Source organism: Kutzneria chonburiensis (assembly GCF_028622115.1).
GTDB classification, from domain to species: domain Bacteria; phylum Actinomycetota; class Actinomycetes; order Mycobacteriales; family Pseudonocardiaceae; genus Kutzneria; species Kutzneria chonburiensis.
On record NZ_CP097263.1, the window covers coordinates 6599485 to 6620308 of the forward strand.

The window sequence follows — 20824 nt, forward strand, 5'->3', positions numbered from 1 at the left end:
ACGTACGCGACACGCGGCCGCCACCCCGAAGCGGCCGCCCGGGAACCCCGTCCCGGCTCGCCGTGATCGGGCTCCCCGAGGCGGAAGGCCAGGCTTTGACGCAGTACCGCTCCCCCGGCGGCTCGAAACGCTCCACCACGCCTACCCCGAGGCGTGACGAGCAAGGCGAGATCACCCGCGTGCCGACCCCGCGCGCCCGAGGCTCCCACCGGCTGCCGCCGCCGCCCTCCGCGCTGCGCGGCCGCGTCGCAGTGGCCGCCGTCGCGCTCGGCGCCTTCACGGCCGCCGCTTACGGCGGCACGCTGACGCCCTCCCAGCAGCACTCCACCGACGGCATCAAGCCGCTGGCCGACGCCCGTGAGGCCAGTGCCGCCTTCGGCATCGGCGGCGACGCCGTCGGCGCCCCCGAGGTGCTGCCCATCCAGCGCGGCACCGACGCCGCCGCCGAGGCGCAGAAGCTCACCAACTCGGAGAAGGTCACCGCCGACCTGGCCGCGCAGGCCGCGGCCAAGTGGAAGGCCGACCACCGGCCGCTGTTCGTCAAGCCGGCCGAGGGTGTGCTCAGCTCCGGCTTCGGCGGCCGCTGGGGCGCCTTCCACTACGGCATCGACATCGCCAACGTGATGGACACGCCGATCGTCGCCGCGGCCGACGGCGTGGTCATCGACGCCGGCCCCGCCTCCGGTTTCGGCCTCTGGGTCCGGATCCGGCTGGCCGACGGCAGCATCAACGTCTACGGCCACATGGACACCTTCTCCGTGCACGTCGGCCAGCATGTCCAGGCCGGCGAGCAGATCGCCCGGATGGGCGACCGCGGCGAGTCCACCGGCGTGCACCTGCACTTCGAGGTCTGGGACCCGTCCGGCAAGAAGATCAACCCGCTGCCCTGGCTGAACGCCCGCGGCATCACGGTGTAACCAGCCCCACCGCCAATCCGACGATCACCGCGCTGGAGACCAGTGCGGTGGCCAGTCGGCCGCGGGGGCCGGCCAGCAGCCGGCCCAGCAGCGCGCCGCCGCCGGCCAGCAGGAGTTGCCAGCTGGCCGAGGCGGCGAAGGCGGCCAGCACGAACACCAGGCCGTCGGTCGTGGTCGGACCGCCGAGCACGAGCGCGCTGAAGTAGATCAGGGTCATCGGGTTCACCAGGGTGATGCCCAGCAGGACGACGTAGGCCCGCACCGGATCCGTCAGCTCGCGGCCCGACACCTCCTGCGGCCGTCGATAGCCGGTGACGGCCTTGGCCGCGCCCCGCAGCGCCAGCAGCACCAGCACGGCGGCGGAGACCCAGCGCAACGGCTCGGCAATGGGGTGGATCAAGGGCACCAGCACGGAGCCGCCGGCCACCGAGAGCAAGGCGTAGAGCCCGTCCGCAGTGGCCACGCCCAGCGCGGCGGCGGCGCCGAGACGCAACGACGTCCGAGCGGTGAGGGCCATGAGGTAGGTCCCGACCGCGCCGACCGGTATGGCGATGCCATAACCGGCGACGAGCCCGGCGACCAGCGCGGCGCTCACGGGCGCGGCGGCGTCGACCCTCCCCGGCCACGACGCTGCTGCTGGCCCCGCCCCGCGGCAGCGGAGAAGGTCAGCATGGGCATCGTCGAGGTCGTCATGCGCCCATCATCACCGGCCGCGCAACCGGATTTGACCCTCACGCGACGTGAGGCCGCACAGTAGGGCCATGACCGACGACTACACAGTGGGCACGGCGGCGGAGCTGGCCGGGGTATCGGTACGCACGCTGCACCACTACGACCAGATCGGGCTGGTGAAGCCGAGCCGGCGCAGCGACGCCGGCTACCGGCTCTACTCCGACGCCGACGTGCAGGCACTGAACCGGGCGGTGTTCTACCGCGAGCTGGGGCTTGAACTCGGCGAGATCGCGGAGTTGTTGGCCGACAACGCCATCACCGACGAGGATCATCTACAACGGCAGCGAGAACTGCTGACCGAGCAGATCTCGCGTTTCACGGCGATGGTGACGGTGATCGACAAGGAGTTGGCGGCACGGGCCGCCGGCATCGGACTGACGCCGAGGCAGCGACGAGAGGTGTTCGGCCAGGACTTCGTGGCCCATGCCGACGAGGCAGCCCGGAAATGGGGCAACAGCAAGGAATTCGTGCAACGCAAGCAGCGAACGGCCCGCTACATCCAGCAGGACTGGACCAGGCTGCGCACGGAGTTGGCCGCCATCAACAAGGGACTGGCCGAGGCGATGATCAACGGACTGCCGCCGACCGACCCGAAGGCGATGGATCTGGCCGAGCGGCACCGGAAGCACACCGACCGCTGGTTCCACGACTGCGACCACGCCACGCATCGGGAACTGGCCGAGCACTACAGGAACAACGAGCGCAGCGGCCAGAACTACGACGAGATGGTGCCGGGCCTGTCCCGGTACGTGCACGACGCCATCGTGGCCAACGCCGAACGGTCCGCTTAGGACGCTTCGGCCTTGGCGGCGGCAAGTCCTTGCAGGCCTTGGTCGACGGCGTGCCGGTGCCCGATGCGGCGGGCGATGGCGACGGCGTCGGCGAAGGCGGCCACGGACTCGTCCCGGCGGCCCAGGGCCAGCAGGGTGCCGCCGAGATCCTGGAGCACGGTGTTCTGCGCGTAGAGATCACCGAGCTGACGGAAGATGGTCAACGCCGAGCGGCAGCAGTCGAGCGCGTGCTGGAGCTCGCCGAGCTCCAGGTAGGTCTCGGCCAGCCCGCGGAGCAGATCGCCCTCGTGCCAACGACTTCCGGCGATGCGGGCCAGCCCGAGGGCCCGCCGGTAGTGGGCCAGCGCGTCGCCGATCATGCCGCTGCCGCGGTACGCCTCGGCCAGGTTGGACAGGGTGCTCATCTCACGATGCGTGTCCTGCGGTCCATAGTGGACGGACGGCATCTGCCGCAGCGCGACCACGGCGTCGGCCTGCCGGCCGAGGTGCGCGCTGGCGGCGGCGATGCAGCTCAGCGACAGGGCCTCGCCGATGGGGTCGTCCATGGCCCGCGCGGCGACGGCCGACACCCGGGAAAACGCGATGAGCTGCTCGAAATCGCGGCGCAGCCGGTGGTACTCCCACACCACGACGCCGAGCCGCCAGGCGATGAGGTGCCGCCGGGTCTGGCCGGCCATCCGGTCAAGCGCGCCCAGGTTCTCGCTCTCGGTGTCGAACCACTGCAACGCCTGGAGATACCCGGCGAACGGCAGCGGCGAGCATTCCCGCGGCGGGCTGCCGATGGTCATGTCGTTGGCCTGCCCGCGCAACCCGTTGTCGGCATTGCTGGCGGTGTAGAGGTACCAGTCGGTCATCCGCTGCAACGCCAGCGACCGGTCCTTCTCGTCCTCGCCCTGCTCGACCTCCTCGGCGGCGTACACGCGCAGCAGGTCGTGCAGCCGGTACCGGTCGCGGTCGACCTCGCCGAGCAGGTGCCGGTCGGTCAGGTCGGTGAGCAGCCGCCGGGTCATCGGCACCGGCATGCCGGTCAGCGCGGCGGCGGCCGGCGTGCTGAACTCGGGCCCGGGATGCAGCCCGAGCAGCCGGAAAACCCGGGCGGCATCGGGCTTCAGCGCGTGGTACGACCAGGAGAACACGGCCCGCACGGCGGTCGACTCGTCGTCGTCCGGGGCGAGCACGTCGAGCCGGTCCCGCTCGTTGGACAGGTCGCCGGCCAGGTCGGACATCATCAGGTGCGGATGGGTCGCCGCCCGGTCGCCGGCGATACGCAGCGCCAGCGGCAGGTTGCCGCACAGCCGGACCAGGTCCCGCACGGCCCGCGGCTCGGCGTCCACCCGGTCGGCCCCGAGCATGCCGACCATCAGCCGCACGGCGTCGTTGGTGCTGAGCACGTCCAGCGTGATCCGGCGGGCGCCGTCACGGGCGACCAGCCCGGACAGCCGGTTGCGGCTGGTCACGATGACCGAGCAGGACGGCGATCCGGGCAGCAGCGGCCGGACCTGGTCGGTGCTGGCGGCGTTGTCGAGCACGACCAGAATGCGCTTTCCGGCCACCAGGCTGCGATACATGCCGGCCTGGTCGTCCAGGTCGGCCGGCACCTGCTGGGCCGGCACGCCGAGGCCGCGCAGCAGGTAGCCCAGCGCGTCCACGGGCATCAGCGGCGGCAGTTTCGGGTCGAAGCCGCGCAGGTTGACGTAGAGCTGCCCGTCGGGGAAGCGGGCGGTGATGCGGTGCGCGTAGTGCACGGCCAGCGCGGTCTTGCCGATGCCGCCGGCCCCGTCGATGGCCGAGATCAGCACCGAGTTGCCGGTCTCGTCCAGGAACCGGTCCAGCTCGGCGATCTCGGCCGCGCGGCCGGTGAAGCCGGGCACGTCGTGCGGCAGCTGCGCCGGCACCGGTCCGGCGGCGGGTTCGGCCACCGGCACGGCCGGCTGCGGCGCGGCCAGCTCCGGGTCGTTGCGCAGGATCTTGCCGTGCAGCCGGCGCAGTTCCGGGGACGGCTCGATGGCCAGCTCCTCGGCCAGCACCCGGCGGGCGTCCTGGTAGGCCTCCAGCGCGTCGGCCTGCCGGCCGCAGCGGTAGAGGGTGATCATGAGCCTCCCCGCAGCCGCTCCCACAGCGGGTGCTCGCGGACCAGGGCCGGCAGCTCGGCGGCGAGGTCGTGGTGCCGGCCGAGGTCCAGCATGAGGCTGGCCCGCTCCTCGATGACCAGCAGCCGCAGCTCGTTGAGCCTCGGTCTCTCCTGTTCCACGTACGGACAGGACAGGCCGTCGAACGGGGTGCCGCGGAACAGCGCCAGCGCCGCGTCCAGCTCGACAACCGCCTGCTCGGGGCGGCCGTCGGCGCGCAGCGCCCGGGCCCGGTCACGGTGTCCGTTGAGCGCGGTGACGTCGAGGTTGTCGGGGTCCATCCGGAGCAGGTAGCCGGGACCGGCGTTGACCAGTATGGTGGACGGTGCCCGATGTGTCCGGTTCGGCTCCAGGGCGCGGCGCAGGCCGGCGACATAGGTGTGCACGCTGCCCTCGGCGCTGGCCGGTGCGGCCTCGCCCCACAGCGCCGTGATCAGCTCCGACCGTCCGACCATGCGGTTCGGACTGAGCGCGAGCAGACCGAACAGCGCGCGCTGCATCGGCGCGCCCAGCTCCAACTCACGGTCCCCGACCCAACCCCGCACCGGGCCCAGCAGGGCAACCCGGAGGACGGAACCAGGGACATCGTTGTCGGACATCCAGCTTCCTCCCCAGCCCGGCCGACGTGTGGTCCGGCCGGGGTCGTACCCCCACCGCCATTCTTCCTGCTCCACGCACAAGAAGGAACAGACGCAGCGCGTCAAGGTGTGATTTGGTCCACATTTGGCGACTGACAGGTCCACAACAGGGTGCCGTTGCGCCGCACCGTGAGCTGGTAGGCGGCCAGCCGGGAGCCGACGGCGTACGCCTCGACCTGAGGCGCGGGCTCGCCGGCGGCGGCCAGCGCCTGCTGGGTCCGCGCGGTCAGCGCGACCACGTCCACCTGCTCGCCGGCCTGGATCAGGTAGATCCGCTTGGGCGCGGGCCACGGCGAGCCGTCGAGCGGCATCCGCCAGGCCCGCCACAGGCCGTGCCCGCCGGGATAGCCGCCGACCGCGTCGACCGCGGCCTCGTCCACCCGGTCGTCGCCGGACCAGCCGCCGTCAACGAACGTGAACGGCAGCGCGGCCGGCCACCGCGCCGGCGTCACGCCACGGACTGCGACAGGATCATGACCGCCCGTCACCAATGCGTCGACCAACATACGGTGATGGACGGCCGTCACCGGAACGTGTAGATGGACAACCGCGAAGGCGACCGCACGGGCCACGTCGGCACAGCGGCCCTCGGCCAGCCAGTGGCGGGCGGCGGTCATGAGCTCGTCGGACAGGTGGCCGGCGCAGGCGGCGAGCACCTCGGCAAGTTCGGGCAATCGTGCCCGTTCGGCGCTGGTCCGGGAGAGCGTGGCGGCGGCATCCTCGACGACCAACAGGCTCCTCCTGCTCGCGCGGGGGACTGCGGCCAGCCTACTGGAGACGATCCAGGGTCAACCAAGAACTTGCCAGGCCGAGGGGCCAGGAGTGTGCCCGAACGCGACGTTCCGGTGCCCGTTCTTACCTTGTCGCGATCGCCCGATCGGGTGGACTTCGAGAAAACCGCAGGTCAGGACTTTCTCTACGACATGGAGGCGTCGTGAAGATCCTCTGAAGAAGGTCGTTGCACAGTGTGTTCCTGGGGGTACACAGCGGAGGAGGACACACCATGGACAGAGTGTGGGTAGCCGTACATGCGGGCGATCCGATCACCCTGGCCGGGGCGATCAGCTGCCTGCGGGCGCGGGCCGAGCTCCAGGTGGTTCCGGAGCGCAGACTGTCCGAGGCTCAGGTGTTCGTGGTGTGCGCCGACGCGGTCAACGCCGATGTGATGGGGTTGCTGCGGCGGACCGCCGAGTCGACGCCCGTGAAGATCGTGCTCGTCACCGACCGGTTCCACGACGCCGACCTGTTGGCGGCCGTGGAATGTGGCGTCGTCGCGGTGCTGCCGAAGGCGGCGGCCAGCGGTGAGCGTCTGGTGCACGCCGTGCTGGCGGCCAAGCGGGGCATGGGGGACATGCCGCCCACGCTGCTCGGCTCGCTGCTCGCGCAGGTGGAGCGGCTGCACAAGGAGGTGCTGCGGCCCAACGGCCTCACCGCCTCCGGGCTCGCCCCGCGCGAGATCGACGTGCTGCGGCTGATGGCCGAGGGCTGGGACACCGCCCAGATCGCCACCAAGCTCTCCTACTCGGAGCGCACCGTGAAGAACGTGGTCTACGCGGTGATGAACCGCCTCGGCCTGCGCAACCGCCCGCACGCGGTGGCGTACGCCATGCGGTCGGGTGTGATCTGAAGGGGTAAGACGCTTGAATCTTGACCGTGCCGGCCACCTCCAAATACGGTGGCCGGCACAAGTACATTCTCGCTGTTCAACACCGTGCGGGAGAGTCCTGTCGATCTCGGGCAGGCGCCGAAGGAGCAAATCCTCCCCGGAATCTCTCAGGCACCCCTACCGCTCGGGACAGGCGACTCTGAAAAGCAGGCGTGCCCATCGCGCCTCGCCCAAGGGGAAAGCCGGCTCGCCGGTGAAACTCTCAGGCTTATGACAGAGGGGGAGGCTCACTCCACCACACGAGGGGTCTCCTGATGGGCACCGACATCCGCCGCACGCCACTGCACGACGTGCACGAGCGCCTCGGCGCCAAGTTCACCGACTTCGCCGGCTGGCAGATGCCGCTGCGCTACACCGGTGACGTGGCCGAGCACACCGCCGTGCGCACCGGCGCCGGCCTGTTCGATCTCACGCACATGGGCGAGATCCTGCTGTCCGGTCCGCAGGCCGGGCAGGCCCTCGACTACGCCCTTGTCGGCAACGCCTCGGCGATCGGCGTCGGCCGCGCCCGCTACACCATGATCTGCGACGACAGCGGCGGCATCCTGGACGACCTGATCGTCTACCGGACCGGCGAGCAGGACTACCTGGTGGTGGCCAACGCCAGCAACGCCGCCCTGGTGGCCGGCGAGCTGATCGACCGGGCCGAGGACTTCGACACCGAGGTCCGCGACGCCTCCACCGAGTACGCGCTGATCGCCCTACAGGGCCCGCGCTCGGTGGGGCTGTTGGCCCCGCTCACGCCGACCGACCTGTCGACCGTGAAGTACTACGCCTCCTACCCCACGACCGTGGCCGGCCGCCCGGCGCTGCTGGCCCGTACGGGCTACACCGGCGAGGACGGCTTCGAGCTGTTCGTGGCCCCGGACGACGCCGAGGCGGTGTGGGCCGCGGTGGCCGGCGCCGGCGACGTCCTCCCGTGTGGACTGTCGTGCCGTGACTCGCTGCGCCTCGAGGCCGGCATGCCGCTCTACGGCAACGAGCTGAGCACCGACCTCACTCCGTACGCCGCGGGCCTCGGCCGTGTGGTCAAGCTGGACAAGCCCTCCGACTTCGTCGGCCGCGCCGCGCTGCAGAAGGCGTCGGCCGAGACGCCGGCCCGCAAGCTGGTCGGCCTGGTCTCCGAAGGCCGTCGCGCGCCTAGGCACGGGTACCCGGTGGTGGATCCGGCCGACGGTGCGAGGATCGGCGAGATCACCAGCGGCGCGCCGTCGCCGACGCTGGGCCACGCGATCGCCATGGCCTACGTCGACGCCGACCGCGCCGTGCCCGGTTCCGCGCTCGCCGTCGACATCCGGGGCACGATCACCCCGGTCGACGTCGTCGAGCTGCCCTTCTACCGTCGTTCTTCCTGAGAGGCCCGAGATGAGCACCATCCCCGACCACCTTCGGTACAGCGCGGAGCACGAGTGGGTGGCGGTCTCCGACGGGATCGCCCGCATCGGCATCACCGAGTACGCCGCCGAGCAGCTCGGTGACATCGTCTACGCCGAGCTGCCCAGCGAGGGCGACTCCGTCACGGCCGGCGAGCCCTGCGGCGAGCTGGAGTCCACCAAGTCGGTCAGCGACCTGTTCTCGCCGGTCAGCGGCGAGGTCGTGGCGGTGAACGACGCGGTCAAGGACAGCCCCGAGACGGTCAACTCGGACCCGTACGGCGAGGGCTGGCTGTTCACCGTTCGCGTGGACGGCGACCCCGACGACCTGCTGGACTCCGACGCCTACGCCGCCCTGATCAAGGAGGGCGAGTGACGCCGGTCGAGCTCACGGCGTCACTGCACGAGCTGGACCCGGAGGTCGCCGCGGCGGTCGACGCCGAGCTGGGCCGGCAGCGGCACACGCTCGAGATGATCGCCTCGGAGAACTTCGCGCCGCTGGCCGTGCTTGAGGCGCAGGGCTCCGTGCTGACCAACAAGTACGCCGAGGGCTATCCGGGCCGTCGCTACTACGGCGGCTGCGAGCACGTGGACGTGATCGAGCAGCTGGCCATCGACCGGGTCAAGGCGCTGTTCGGCGCGGAGCACGCCAACGTGCAGCCGCACTCGGGCGCGCAGGCCAACGCGGCGGCCATGATGGCGCTGCTCAGCCCGGGCGACACCATCCTCGGCCTCGACCTGGCCCACGGCGGGCACCTGACGCACGGCATGCGGCTGAACTTCTCCGGCAAGCTGTACAACGTCGTGGCCTACCACGTCAGCGAGTCCGACTACCACGTCGACATGGCCGAGGTGGAGCGGCTGGCGCAGGAGCACCGACCCAAGCTGATCATCGCCGGCTGGTCGGCCTACCCGCGGCAGCTGGACTTCGCCGAGTTCCGGCGGATCGCCGACTCGGTGGGTGCCTATCTGATGGTGGACATGGCCCACTTCGCCGGGCTGGTGGCGGCCGGGCTGCACCCGAGCCCGGTGCCGCATGCGCATGTCGTCACCACGACCACGCACAAGACGCTGGGCGGTCCCCGCGGCGGCGTGATCTTCTGCGAGCAGGCGCTGGCCAAGAAGATCAACTCGGCGGTGTTCCCCGGACAGCAGGGCGGCCCGCTGGAGCACGTGATCGCCGCGAAGGCGGTCGCGTTCAAGGTGGCGGCCTCGGAGTCGTTCCGGGAGCGGCAGCTGCGCACGCTGACCGGCGCGCGCATCCTGGCCGAGCGGCTGCTGGGCGACGACGTGGTCGCGGCCGGCGCCACCGTGCTCACCGGCGGCACGCAGGTGCACCTGGTGCTGGTCGACCTGCGCAAGTCCGAACTGGACGGGCAGCAGGCCGAGGACCGCTTGCACGACATCGGGATCACGGTCAACCGCAACGCGGTGCCGTTCGACCCGCGGCCGCCGATGGTGACGTCGGGACTGCGGATCGGCACGCCGGCGTTGGCCGCGCGCGGTTTCGACGACGAGGCCTTCCGCGAGGTGGCCGACATCGTGGCGCGGGCGCTGACGCCGGAGTTCGACGCGACCGCGCTGCGGGCCCGGGTGGTGGCGTTGACCGAGCGGTTCCCGTTGTACCCCACCATCCCCGCCTGATTGGCTCAGAGTTTCCTTGGAAGGGGGCTTTTCTCCACGCTGTGGAGAAAAGCCCCTTCTCGGTTTTCGCTGGTGCGAATGTCTTTCACCTTTTCCTGATCTGCCAACGGTTCTGGTTGTGACAATCCTGTTGTGGCTACGATCGAACCGTTCCCCCTCGTCAGTCCGTGTGATACGACGAGCGGGACCACCAGCTCGCCGAGGGGGGAATGATCGCCCCGTTCGTCGCGTTGACCGCCACGGAACTGGCAGCGGGGTCGGCCGACCCCACACTGGAACCGCGAACAGGAGGCGAGATGCCCGTCCCCGAGACCGATCCGGTCCCGACCATCAGGGTCGAGGTGCTGGGTCCGGTGCGCGCGTGGCGCGGGGACGTGGAGATCGAGCTCGGCGCGCCCCGGCAGAGAGCAGTGCTCGCGGTGCTGGCCAGCAACGCCGGCCGGGCCGTGTCCCGCACGGAGCTGATCGACTCGATCTGGGGCGAGCACCCGCCGGCCAGTGCCGAGGGCAGCGTGCACACCTACATCGCCGGCCTGCGCCGCGCGCTCGAGCCGGACCGCACCAACCGCGCGCCGTCCCAGGTGCTGGCCAGCGCCGGCTCGGGCTACCTGCTGCGGCTGTCCGAGGCGCAGGTCGACCTGACCGCCTTCGAATCGCACCTGGCCGCCATGCGGCAGGCCGGTGCGGACACGCAAACCTCGCTGTGCCACGTGGAAAGCGCTATCGCGCTGTGGCGCGGCGCGCCGCTGTCCGGCATTCCCGGCCCGTTCTCGGAAATCGAGCGGACCCGGCTGGCCGAGCTGTATCTGACCGCCGTGGAACATCGAGCAGAACTCATGTTGCGCACCGGGCGGGCCACCGACGTGGTGGCCGAGCTGTCCCGCGTGGTGCACGAGCATCCGTTGCGGGAGAAGCTGCGCGGGCTGCTGATGAGCGGCCTCTACCGCTGCGGGCGGCAGGCCGAGGCGCTGGAGGTGTACGCCGAGACGCGGCGCACGCTGGCCAACGAGCTCGGCGTGCAGCCCGGGCCGGCGCTGCGCCAGCTGCACGAGCAGATCCTGGCCAACGACCCCGACCTGTCCGACCGCACGCCGCGGCCGGCGCCGGCCGCCGTGCCGGTGCCGTCCGGACGGATCGTGCCGGCCCAGTTGCCGCACGACATCAACACCTTCACCGGCCGGGAGACCGAACTGGCGCTGCTGCGCCGGCATCTGGACACCACCGAGCGCGGCGTGCTGATCGCGGCCATCGACGGCATCGCCGGCATCGGCAAGACCGCGCTGGCCGTGCACTTCGCGCACACCATCGCCGACCGTTTTCCCGACGGCCAGCTGTACGTGAACCTGCGCGGCTTCGACCCGAGCCAGCCGCCGCTGTCCGCGGTGGACGCGCTGGGCCAGCTGCTGCGCGGCCTCGGCGTCGAGCCGCACCAGGTGCCGTCCGCGGCCGAGGAACAGGCCAGCATGTACCGCAGTCTGGTGGCGGGAAAGCGCATTCTGGTCGTGCTGGACAACGCGGCCAGCACCGATCAGCTGCGCTCGCTGCTGCCCGGCTCGCACACCTGCATGGTGTTGGTGACCAGCCGCAACCGGCTCGGTGGCCTGGTCGCGCGGGACGGGGCGTACCGGATCACGCTGGATGTGCTGTCCGCCGGCGAGTCCCGTGAACTGCTGGTGCGCAGCGTCGGCGAGGAGCGGCTGACCGGCTGCCCGGACGCGCTGGCCACGCTGACCGGCCACTGCGGACACCTGCCGCTGGCGCTGCGGATCATCGCGGCGAACCTGGCCGCCCGGCCGCACATGACCGTGAACGACCTGGCCGAGGCGCTGAGCCACGAGCAGGACCGACTGGACGTGCTGGCCTCCCCCGACGATGAGACCACGGCCGTGCGAGCGGTGTTCTCGTGGTCGTACCACGCCTTGAAGCCCGAGGCGGCGCGCACGTTCCGGCTGCTGGGCCTGCATCCCGGGCCGGAGATCGGCACCGCGGCGGCGGCCGCGCTGGCCGGTGCGCCGCTGGTCGCCACCCGGCGGATGCTGGACGGGCTGAGCAGCTGCCACCTCGTGGAGGCCATCGGCCGCGACCGCTACCGGCTGCACGACCTGTTGCGCGTGTACGCCACCGAGCGGGCGGTGGCCGAGGAGCCGGTCGAGGAGCGGGCGGCCGCCACCGGCCGGCTGATGTCCTGGTACCTGCACACCTCGGCGGCGGCCGACCGGATGCTGATGCCGCAGAACCGGCCGATCCCGCTGGAGCCGGTGCTGGAGCACTGCGAGCCGCTGGAGTTCGCGGCGTACCACCACGCCCTGGCCTGGCTGGAGCAGGAACGGGTCAACCTGGTCGCGGCCTGCCTGGCCGCCGGACGCCTCGGCGATCACGAGACCGGCTGGAAGCTGCCGACCGCGCTGGTCTACTTCCTGGAGCTGCGTTCGTACTGGGAGGACTGGATCGCCACCCAGCAGGTCGCGGTGGACGCCGCGCGGGCGCTGGGCGTGGCCGAGATCGAGGCGCTGGCCCTGCGCAGCCTGGGCAACGCCTACTGGCGGCGCAACCGCTACGACGACGCGCTCGGCTGTTTCCAGGAGGGTCTGGGCATCACCCAGCGGCTCGGTGACCAGCAGGGCACCGCCACGCTGCTCTACGACATCGGCGCCGCTTCCCGGCTCGGCGACGAGTCGCTGCGGCACCTGCGCGAGGCGTTCCGCATCTTCAGCGAGCTCGGCGACCGGCGCTACGAGGGCATGACCCTGGTCAAGCTGGCCCGCACGCACCGCAACCGGGGCGAGGTCGAGCAGGCGCTGGAGCACCTGCGGAAGTCGCTGGACATCGTGCACGAGCTGGGCGACCGGCGCTGCGAGGCGTTCGGCCGGCTGGAGCTGGCCCGGATCCACTTCGACCTGGGCAACTTCACCGAGACGCTGCGCAACGCCCGCTGGGCGTGCAGCGTGTTCCGCGAGCTCGGCGACCGGCACGGCGAGGCCTGCGCGCTCCAGGTCTGCGGCACCGCGCTCCAGGGGCTCGGTGAACTCGCCCCGGCCCGTGAGACCTATCTGGCCGCCGCCGCCATCTTCGCTCAGCTGGGTGACCCGCGGGCCGACGAGATCGCGGCTTTGCTGGCCGCCTGAGGCAACCTCGGGCGCTGCCGGACGTCGTTAGAAAAAGACGCGTCTACCAGGGGTCTGTCCGGATTTCCTGGCGGCTGACGAACGGGCACACATCGGCCGCCGAACGCGACGGATCCACACTTTTCGCGCTCACCGCGTGCAACGATCGCCCCGATCGGGGGATCAACCCAATGGGCGACATTCGTCCCCCGATGTCACACGGGTTCGATCCACTGTGGAGAGACGATGTCAGTTCATGCCAGGGCGGCCTTGGTCGCGACCGTGGTGCTGGTGGCGGCGCCATTGGTCGGCGTGCCGGCCGCCGACGCGGCCGAACAGCGCACCGACGCCGGGATCGCGGCGGTGATGGAGCTCAAGCAGCACCTCACGCCGGTCGAGCAGAAGCAGTCGATGTCGTTCGTCATCGAGAAGCATCTGCGCGCCGATGCCGGGTTACGCACCACGTTGCCGCGCTTCAAGACCAGCGCGAAGCCGGACGCGATCGCGGTGGACGTCCAGGTCACCGCGGTGACGCCGGCGGTACAGGCGGCGATCCGCGATGCCGGCGGCACCGTGAAGTACGTGTCCACGCGGTTGCGGACGATCGAGGCCACTTTGCCGTTGGCCGGCATCGATACCGTTGCCGGCCGGGCCGACGTGCGCATGGTCAAGGCGTCGGCCAAGGCCGTGACGGACAAGGCTGATCCGCCGCCGGCCACGCTGTTCGAGGGCGACAAGGCCCACGGCGCCGATGCCGCCCGCACGCTGTACGGCGTCAACGGGGCCAACACCAAGATCTGCGTGCTGTCCAACGGCATCGACTCGCTGGCCGCCGCGCAGGCCGCCGGCCAGCTGCCCAAGGACATCGACGTGCTGCCCGGCCAGGAGGGCGTGCAGGACGAGGGCACCGCGATGCTGGAAATCGTGCACAGCGTCGCCCCGGCGGCCAAGCTCGGCTTCGCCACCGCGTTCAACGGCGAGGCCTCCTACGCCGACAACATCCGCGCGCTGCGGCACACCGCGCACTGCACGGTCATCGTCGACGACGCCGCCTACCTCGACGAGTCGCCGTTCCAGGACGGGCCGGTCGCCCAGTCGGTCATCGACGTCACCAACGACGGCGCGCTGTACTTCACCTCGGCCGGCAACAACGGCAACACGGCCGACGGCACCGCCGGGCACTGGGAGGGCGACTTCACCGACTCCGGCAAGACGATCGCCGGCACGTTCGGCACCGCGCACGACTTCGCGCCGGGCTCGGCCGTGCAGACGCTGGAGCCGGTGTCCAAGGGCTCGCTCGGCGACGTCGCCATCCTGTCCTGGTCGGATCCCTCGGGTGGGGCCAAGAACGACTTCGACCTGTACGTGCTCGACCCGGCCGGCAACGTGGTCGCGGTCGGCGCGGACAAGCAGGACGGCGGCCAGGATCCGATCGAGGGCGTGACGCTGCCCGGCACCGACGACGCCCAGTACGCGCACAACGCGCCGTACTTCCTGGCCGTGGTTCGCTACGCCGGCAAGGACAAGCGCTACCTGTCGCTGAGCGTGAACCGGGGCCGGTTCGTCGACTCCGACAACGTGAAGGCCTACACCACGCCCGGCGCGATCTACGGGCACGCCGGCGTGCCGGCCGCCATCAGCGTCGCCGCCGCGCCGGCGGCCACGGCCTTGGGCCCGCTGGAGCCGGGCGACCCCACCGGGCCGACCGGGCCGTACCCCGGCACCTTCGGGCCCGGAAGTCGTTGGGAGCGCTTCACTTCCGACGGTCCGCGGCACGTGTTCTACAACCCTGACGGCACGCCGATCACCCGTGGCAACGTGACGTCCACCGGCGGCACCACGCGCCCCAAGCCCGACATCACCGCCGCCGACGGCGTGAACACCACGGTGCCCAACTTCCAGCCGTTCTTCGGCACCTCGGCCGCGGCCCCGTACGCCGCCGCGATCGCCGGACTTCTGTTGTCGGCCAAGCCGAACGCCACGCCGGCGCAGGTCCGTCAGGCCATCGTAAGCAGCGCCGTCGACATCGGCCCGGCCGGCTTCGACACCGTCACCGGGTACGGCATCGTCATGGCCGGTCCGGCATTGCAGGCCATCGGCGCCACGCCCGTCGCCCCCTAGGAGACTTCTGATGCGTCGCTTCATCACCGTCGCCGTGGCGGCCGTCGCGCTCGCCGGCGGCACCGTCGCCGTCGCGCATGCCTCGGCACCGCCCGGATTCGTACCCAAGAACGCCGCGTGGCTCAGCGCCAGCGAGGGTTTTGTGTTGGGACAGGCCGGTTGCGGCCAGCCCGACCTGTGCGAGACGTTGCTGCACACCACTGACGGCGCCAAGACCTGGACCGAGATCCCGGTGCCGCAGCTGGAACGCCCGGACAACCAGTATTTCGGCTTCCCCACGGTCATCGCGGCGTCGGCCAAGCGCTTTGCCGTGTACGACAACAACAGGATCATGGAGACCACCGACGCCGGCAAGCACTGGTCGGCGTTGGCGGTGCACGCGAACAGCCCGTCGCTGATGATCGGGGACGTGAAGTACTTCCGCGGCAAGGTTTTTGCCATCGCCGGCGGTCCCGAGCAGACCGATCTCTACGCGGCTGGGCCGTCCGGGCTCGATCCCGTGCCCGGCGTGACGATCCACCGGCCGGTCAACGACGTGCAGGGGACGATCGCCGGCGGGGACGCGTTGGAGGTCAGTCTGACCAACGCCGGCCAGTCGTGGCCGACCAGCACCTGGCGCAGCAAGGACGGCAAGTCCTTCACCCAGCAGCCGTATCCGTGCCTGGCCGGTGAGGCCGCGATCTACGCCGAGCACAAGCCCGGGCTGCCCATCGCCGCCATCTGCGAGGCCGTCGGGCCCAGCCGGCCCGGCAACTGGGACAAGGCCATGGTGACCGCGCCGGCCACCGGCGGCAAGGTCACCCGCGCTCCCCGGGCCCCGGAGATCGGTGTCGTCGCCGGATTCGCGCTGGTCAGCGACAAGGTGGCGGTCATGCCGGTGACCGGCGGGGGCGTGACGCTCTTCCTTCGCACCGAGGATGCCGGCCAGACCTGGACGAACACGTTCACGATTGACGGCCAGGTGTGGTCGCCGGACCTGGCCTTCGTCAACGCCACCACGGCGTACCAGACCAACGGGACCGGTCTGTACCGCAGCACCGACACCGGAAAAACCTGGACCCAGATCAGTTTCGCCTGATCAAGGCCCGCGAGGCCCCGCTGTCATTTGACAGCGGGGCCTCGCTGGTTTTTCCGGTGAACCGGCGGGTTCCGTAGTGCGTCGTGGTGGTCGGGCGGTGGTAATCCACCGCCGGTACGACGGCCGGGTGGTGCGACTCCTCCACGCCCCCACCGTGCTGCCCGGCCCTCGTACCGCCTCGGCGGAAGGACGCACCCCATGACTTTGCTCGACTGGTCGGCGACGGTGCTGACCGTGGGAGATCCCGTCGAGGCGATCGGGATGCGGGCCGGGTTGGGCGCCGAGGTCAACTCGATGCTGTCGATGGCGATGCTGTCCGGGCCGGTCGTCGCCTACGCGGGCACCCCGGAGCGCTGGATCTTCCTGACCGCGCCGGCCACGTCCACCTCGAACTCGGTGCTGGCCGACCTGGTCAGACTGGGTGTCGGCCTGTTCCCGATGGGTTCGCTGATCGCCTTGCCGTGCGCGGAGAACCTGGCCACGGCCCGCTGGATCAACCACCCGGTGCCGAACAAGCCGCTGCCGCCGTGGCAGGCGGTGGTGGCGGCGGTGCGCCGTACCTCGTCGGTCAGTTCCGGCTGGCAGTGACACCGGCGATGATCAGGTCCAGCCCGGCCTGAAAACCCTTGTCCCGCAGGGCCCGCCGCTCCGGATCGGCCGGATGTCCGTCGCGGGCCTGCTCTTCGATGGTGAAGCCGTTCACGTAGGCGAAAACGGTGTCCACGGCGACGATCGCGTCGGACTCGGGGATGCCGGCCGCGGTCAGGGTGCCGATGAGCCGGTGCCAGAACAGCTGCGCGGTCTCGTCGGCCGGCACCAGGTACGTGGCCATCAGCCGGGCCCCGTCGCGCCGGGTCAGCATGGTCGCCCGAGCGCCGACGGCGGCGTACCGGAGGATGCCGGCCCAGTCGGCCGGCGGCTCCCCGATCATCTCGTCCGAGGCGGTCAGCCGCGCCACCATGGCGTTGAGCAGCGAGCGCTTGCTGTCGAAGTGCCGGTACAGCGCGCCGGGTTGCACGCCGAGCTTCTCGGCCAGTTTGCGCGTGGTCAGCGCATCCAGCCCCACCTCGTCCAGCAGCTCGAGCGCCGCCGCCAGCACCTCGTCCCGTCGCGATGTCACGCCGCACAGCTTGCCATCCCGATCGATGTGAACTAAGTTCACGTGAACTTAGTTCACACGCTAGGGGAAGCACATCATGAAGGTTGTGATCATCGGCGCCGGACTCGGCGGCCTGGCGCTGGCCCAACGCCTGCTCGACAACGGCATTGACGTGCAGGTCTACGAGCGGGACAGCGCCATCGAGGCCCGCTTCCAGGGCTACCGGATCGGCTTCGGCACCGAGGGGCTCGACGCGCTGTACGGCGCGGTGCGGCCCCGGCTGCACCCGCTGCTGGAGGCGGTGAGCGGCCGGGTCGAGCGCACCGGCCGCGCGGTCGACCCGCAGCTGAACGTCCTCGGCGAGCAGGAACGGGACAACGACGAGGGCCGCATGTACGACCGCAACGTGCTGCGGCACCTGCTGATCGCCGGCCTCGGCGAGCACCTGCGCTTCGACCTGAAGCTCGACCGCTACGAGGAACTGGCCGACGGCCGCGTCCGGGCGCACTTCGCCGACGGCACAGCGGTCGACGCCGACGTGCTGGTCGGCGCGGACGGCGCGGGCTCCACGGTTCGCCGGCAACTGTTGCCGCACATCGGCATCCACGACCTCCCGGTGTACGGCGCGATCGGCCGCACCCCGATCGCCGGCTTCGAGCACCTGATCCCGGGCTGGAGCACGGTGGTCAGCGCCAAGGACGTCCAGTTGATGCTGGGCCGCATGGTGTTCCAGCGCCCGCCGGTCGAGGCCGCCGCCGAACTGGCCCCGGACGTCACGCTGCCGGACACCCCGAGCTACATCCGCTGGGTGCTGTTGCTTCCCGGCGCACCGAAAACCCTTGACCTGCAACCGGTCCTGGACCTGATCGAGGACTGGCACCCGGACCTCAATGCGCTGATCGCGCAGGCCGACACGGCCAACAGCGGCGTCTCGCCGATCAAGGAGGGCGACCCGATCGAGCCCTGGCCGACCCGGGCCGTCACGCTGCTCGGCGACGCCGGCCACCCGGCGCCGCCCGGCGGCCTCGGCGCCAACCTGGCGATGATCGACGCGGAACTGTTGGCGGACAAGCTGATCGCCATACGTGACGGTCAGCAGCAGAAGCTGGCCGCGTTGGCCGACTACGAGCGGACGATGTGCGAGAACGCCGCGGCCGGCCGAGCGGCCGCCGCGCAGGCGTTCCAGAACTTCGCCAAGCTACGCGCCGAAGCCTAACGGCCACTCCAGCGACTCGACGCCGGGATAGTCCACTGTGGACATGCTCTCCCGGTCGGCCACCGCCCGCTCCAGCCGGCCGAGCGACTGCTCGGCCACGTCGTCCTCGACCAGCAGCAGCCGGGTCTTGCTGGCGTAGACCACGCGGAACCTCGTGTCCGGCAGGAAGACCACCCGGTCGACGGCATTGCCGATGCCGTCCACCTTGCGGCCGTTGACCGACCACACCACGTACTCCACCGGCCCGGGCAGCTCGGCGTCCAGTTTGGACGCCGTGTTGAGGAAAGCCTTCTCCGTGAAGACATCCCCGATGTCCAGGGTCTCCTTGCCGTAGCACAGCACCGCACCCTCGAACGGCGGCATCCGCCGCAATCCCGAGACCACACAGCGGATCAGCGGCATCAGCGGCCCCGGCTCGCCGGAGCGCAGCGCCGAGTTGATCATCTCTTCGCTGGTGTGCAGGTACATGTACGCCGCGACGAGGTCGGTGACCACCGCCTCCAGCGTGGCGTCCTCGGGGGTGCGCAGCCCCGGCTGCGTCGCGATCAGGCGCAGCACCGCGGCTGCGTGCCCCTCGTACTTCTCGCCCAGCGTGTGCCGAACCCAGTCCCGTTCGGCCTGGGTGCTGCGCAGGTGCCAGATCGGCTCAGGCTCCGGCTCGGGTTCACGCTCGGCCACCGGCTCCGGCGCGCCCAGGTTGACGTCCGGGTCGACCTCGTCGAACGGTTCATCGTCGTCGAAGTGCTCTTCGATGACTTCTGTGGTCTCGGCCGGTTCCTCACGCGGCACCGCCGACTGCACCAGGTGCTGGGGCACGATCGCGGTCGGACCGTCGTCGGAGTGCTTGCCGTGCTCGAAGTCGTCGTCCTCATCGAATTCGGGCTCGTCGTCGACCACCGGCGGCATTTCGACGTCGGTGTCCTCGATGGCCGGCGGCACGGTCTTGGCCGACGCCACCACGGCCAGCGGCCGCGGCGCGGGCGCCGGCACGGCCGGCTTGTCCTCCACCAGCTGCGAGGCGTCGCTGAACACGAACCGCACCGCCCGCTGGGTGTCGGGGTCCAGCCGCGAGTACAGGTCCGTCGCGGCGGCGAACAGCTCCGGCGACGTGGGCATGCCCGGCACGCCAACGGTGATCCGCGCCCACAGCGGGTCCATCGGCAGCGTCCGGACGGGGCTGTTGGCCGGCGGCTCGGCCGGGTCGCGGATCCACAGGCCGCTGTCGACCAGCTCCACCACCGCGCCCTCGGCCAGCTCGTACACGCCGGGGCGCAGCGCGACCAGGCCGCCGACCGGCGGCCTGTGGTCGATCACGCTGGGCGGCATGGCGTTGGGCGTGGTCCGCGGCCAGTAGCCCAGCTCCGTGGTGAACGGCCGCCAGGACGGCTGGCCCGCCGCGTCGTAGGCGACGACGTCGATGCCGTCCGCGCCGAGCACCGGCAGTCCGGAGTAGACGGCGATCCGCTCGCCGACCAGGTCGGCGATGATCTGCCCGATCGGCTCGGCGGCGTAGGCGGTGCCCAGCGGCGCGACGCCGTACGGGGCGATGCGCACCTTGGTCCTGGCCGGCATCGGCAGTGCCGTCAGCAGCGCCCTGATCTCCTCCGGCGGCACGGGACGCTCTTCCGGCCCGCCGAGCACGATCGTCAGCACCTCGGGCCGGCACGGCAGCGCGAACACCGGGCGCGCGTGCTCCCGGCTCGGGCCCTCGGTCACCGACGGCATGGCGTGCATCCACAGCCCGGCCGGGATCGGCTCGGCCACGCCCGCCCGGCCGGAGGCCCACGGCTTGCCCGGGGTCATCGGCTCCCACTCCGGGGTCGGGAACCGGCTGCCCATCGGGTCCGGCGGGTGGCCCGGCCGGAAGCGGTACCAGCAGCCGGCGCCGTGCGAGTCGATGACGAAGGCGGAGCCGCCGGGCACCGGCAGCAGCACCCCGTCCGGCGCGACGACCTCGACCTTCAGCTGGTCGGACAGCCACTGCGCGGGCGAGCCCAGGTCCCCGCTGCCGGCCCTCGACACGGCCAGCCGGATCGGGCCGCGCTTGCGCAGCGCGGCGACCAGGGCGGTCCACACCTCGGGACCGGAGTCGGGCGGGAAGTCGGCCACCACGACCGTGCGGTCGGGGTCTCCGGGCAGGGCGTTGGCCAGCACCCGGGCCGCCTTGCTGGCGCCGTTGGGGGAGCACACGACAAGCGCGGATCCCACCTGACGGCAGTCGAACTCGATGACCTCGCCCCCCGCATCGGGCCCGTCGCTGATCGGCACACCGTCACACTGCCGCATCCGAGGGAATCTGGCACCCCATTGGGTGGC

At 71.1% G+C, this 20824-nt stretch carries 16 protein-coding genes, 1 pseudogene and 2 riboswitches; of the genes and pseudogenes, 11 read left to right on the forward strand and 6 right to left on the reverse strand.

Annotated features, from left to right (window positions below):
• Positions 1–62 precede the first annotated feature (62 nt).
• Entirely contained in the window at positions 63–917 is an 855-nt protein-coding gene (locus tag M3Q35_RS30110) for a M23 family metallopeptidase (protein ID WP_337960486.1), read from the forward strand.
• On the opposite strand, the gene M3Q35_RS30115 is transcribed toward M3Q35_RS30110, so the two are convergent.
• Complete coding sequence (locus M3Q35_RS30115; RefSeq protein ID WP_273935939.1) at positions 907–1512, reverse strand: LysE family transporter; 606 nt, start codon at positions 1510–1512, stop codon at positions 907–909. The genes M3Q35_RS30110 and M3Q35_RS30115 overlap by 11 nt on opposite strands.
• A 166-nt stretch (positions 1513–1678) precedes the next feature.
• Between M3Q35_RS30115 and M3Q35_RS30120 the strand changes: the two genes are divergently transcribed.
• Positions 1679–2440, forward strand: coding sequence for a MerR family transcriptional regulator (locus tag M3Q35_RS30120; RefSeq protein ID WP_273935940.1), 762 nt, complete (start codon positions 1679–1681; stop codon positions 2438–2440).
• Here M3Q35_RS30120 and M3Q35_RS30125 read toward each other — a convergent pair.
• The 3 genes and pseudogenes from M3Q35_RS30125 to M3Q35_RS30135 form a co-directional block, all read right to left on the reverse strand.
• Entirely contained in the window at positions 2437–4095 is a 1659-nt protein-coding gene (locus M3Q35_RS30125; protein ID WP_420704779.1) for a tetratricopeptide repeat protein, read from the reverse strand. The genes M3Q35_RS30120 and M3Q35_RS30125 overlap by 4 nt on opposite strands.
• Positions 4096–4461: 366 nt before the next feature.
• Positions 4462–5168: pseudogene (locus tag M3Q35_RS30130) on the reverse strand (AfsR/SARP family transcriptional regulator); the annotation flags it as partial.
• Positions 5169–5269: 101 nt separating this feature from the next.
• Positions 5270–5938 (reverse strand): hypothetical protein, encoded by a 669-nt coding sequence (locus tag M3Q35_RS30135; protein ID WP_273935943.1) that lies wholly within the window; start codon positions 5936–5938, stop codon positions 5270–5272.
• A 272-nt stretch (positions 5939–6210) separates the two neighbouring features.
• On the opposite strand from M3Q35_RS30135, the gene M3Q35_RS30140 reads away from it, so the two are divergent.
• The 8 genes from M3Q35_RS30140 (at position 6211) to M3Q35_RS30175 (ending at position 16781) form a co-directional block, all read left to right on the forward strand.
• Positions 6211–6834, forward strand: coding sequence for a helix-turn-helix transcriptional regulator (locus tag M3Q35_RS30140; RefSeq protein ID WP_043721691.1), 624 nt, complete (start codon positions 6211–6213; stop codon positions 6832–6834).
• 77 nt (positions 6835–6911) lie between these two features.
• A riboswitch (glycine riboswitch) is annotated at positions 6912–7006 on the forward strand.
• Position 7007: 1 nt separating this feature from the next.
• A riboswitch (glycine riboswitch) is annotated at positions 7008–7097 on the forward strand.
• Between the two features lie 30 nt (positions 7098–7127).
• Positions 7128–8228, forward strand: a complete 1101-nt coding sequence (gene gcvT, locus M3Q35_RS30145; protein WP_273935944.1) for a glycine cleavage system aminomethyltransferase GcvT — start codon at positions 7128–7130, stop codon at positions 8226–8228.
• Positions 8229–8238: 10 nt separating this feature from the next.
• Positions 8239–8622, forward strand: coding sequence for a glycine cleavage system protein GcvH (gene gcvH / locus M3Q35_RS30150; RefSeq protein ID WP_273935945.1), 384 nt, complete (start codon positions 8239–8241; stop codon positions 8620–8622).
• The gene (glyA, locus tag M3Q35_RS30155) at positions 8619–9890 is read left to right on the forward strand and encodes a serine hydroxymethyltransferase (RefSeq protein WP_273935946.1); all 1272 of its coding nucleotides are present in this window, start codon (positions 8619–8621) and stop codon (positions 9888–9890) included. Before gcvH ends, glyA begins: the two co-directional genes overlap by 4 nt.
• 296 nt (positions 9891–10186) lie before the next feature.
• Complete coding sequence (locus tag M3Q35_RS30160) at positions 10187–13015, forward strand: AfsR/SARP family transcriptional regulator (RefSeq protein WP_273935948.1); 2829 nt, start codon at positions 10187–10189, stop codon at positions 13013–13015.
• Between the two features lie 225 nt (positions 13016–13240).
• Entirely contained in the window at positions 13241–15115 is a 1875-nt protein-coding gene (locus M3Q35_RS30165) for a S8 family serine peptidase (RefSeq protein ID WP_273935949.1), read from the forward strand.
• A gap of 10 nt (positions 15116–15125) precedes the next feature.
• A complete protein-coding gene (locus M3Q35_RS30170) occupies positions 15126–16193 on the forward strand; it encodes a hypothetical protein (RefSeq protein ID WP_273935950.1) in 1068 nt (355 codons plus the stop codon).
• Between the two features lie 198 nt (positions 16194–16391).
• Positions 16392–16781 (forward strand): hypothetical protein, encoded by a 390-nt coding sequence (locus M3Q35_RS30175; protein WP_273935951.1) that lies wholly within the window; start codon positions 16392–16394, stop codon positions 16779–16781.
• Here M3Q35_RS30175 and M3Q35_RS30180 read toward each other — a convergent pair.
• A complete protein-coding gene (locus tag M3Q35_RS30180) occupies positions 16762–17313 on the reverse strand; it encodes a TetR family transcriptional regulator (RefSeq protein WP_273935952.1) in 552 nt (183 codons plus the stop codon). The two genes, M3Q35_RS30175 and M3Q35_RS30180, sit on opposite strands and share 20 nt — an antisense overlap.
• A gap of 76 nt (positions 17314–17389) precedes the next feature.
• On the opposite strand from M3Q35_RS30180, the gene M3Q35_RS30185 reads away from it, so the two are divergent.
• Complete coding sequence (locus M3Q35_RS30185) at positions 17390–18508, forward strand: FAD-dependent oxidoreductase (RefSeq protein ID WP_273935953.1); 1119 nt, start codon at positions 17390–17392, stop codon at positions 18506–18508.
• On the opposite strand, the gene M3Q35_RS30190 is transcribed toward M3Q35_RS30185, so the two are convergent.
• The gene (locus M3Q35_RS30190; protein ID WP_273935954.1) at positions 18491–20794 is read right to left on the reverse strand and encodes a hypothetical protein; all 2304 of its coding nucleotides are present in this window, start codon (positions 20792–20794) and stop codon (positions 18491–18493) included. The two genes, M3Q35_RS30185 and M3Q35_RS30190, sit on opposite strands and share 18 nt — an antisense overlap.
• Between the last annotated feature and the right edge of the window lie 30 nt (positions 20795–20824).

What these genes read in the sequence shown, in the direction of transcription:
- M3Q35_RS30120 (WP_273935940.1), top strand. Translation starts at nt 1,679, where the DNA reads ATGACCGACGACTACACAGTGGGCACGGCGGCGGAGCTGGCCGGGGTA.
- M3Q35_RS30125 (WP_420704779.1), bottom strand. Translation starts at nt 4,095, where the DNA reads ATGCCCGTGGACGCGCTGGGCTACCTGCTGCGCGGCCTCGGCGTGCCG.
- M3Q35_RS30140 (WP_043721691.1), top strand. Translation starts at nt 6,211, where the DNA reads ATGGACAGAGTGTGGGTAGCCGTACATGCGGGCGATCCGATCACCCTG.
- gcvT (WP_273935944.1), top strand. Translation starts at nt 7,128, where the DNA reads ATGGGCACCGACATCCGCCGCACGCCACTGCACGACGTGCACGAGCGC.
- gcvH (WP_273935945.1), top strand. Translation starts at nt 8,239, where the DNA reads ATGAGCACCATCCCCGACCACCTTCGGTACAGCGCGGAGCACGAGTGG.
- M3Q35_RS30160 (WP_273935948.1), top strand. Translation starts at nt 10,187, where the DNA reads ATGCCCGTCCCCGAGACCGATCCGGTCCCGACCATCAGGGTCGAGGTG.
- M3Q35_RS30165 (WP_273935949.1), top strand. Translation starts at nt 13,241, where the DNA reads ATGTCAGTTCATGCCAGGGCGGCCTTGGTCGCGACCGTGGTGCTGGTG.
- M3Q35_RS30170 (WP_273935950.1), top strand. Translation starts at nt 15,126, where the DNA reads ATGCGTCGCTTCATCACCGTCGCCGTGGCGGCCGTCGCGCTCGCCGGC.
- M3Q35_RS30175 (WP_273935951.1), top strand. Translation starts at nt 16,392, where the DNA reads ATGACTTTGCTCGACTGGTCGGCGACGGTGCTGACCGTGGGAGATCCC.
- M3Q35_RS30185 (WP_273935953.1), top strand. Translation starts at nt 17,390, where the DNA reads ATGAAGGTTGTGATCATCGGCGCCGGACTCGGCGGCCTGGCGCTGGCC.
- M3Q35_RS30190 (WP_273935954.1), bottom strand. Translation starts at nt 20,794, where the DNA reads ATGCGGCAGTGTGACGGTGTGCCGATCAGCGACGGGCCCGATGCGGGG.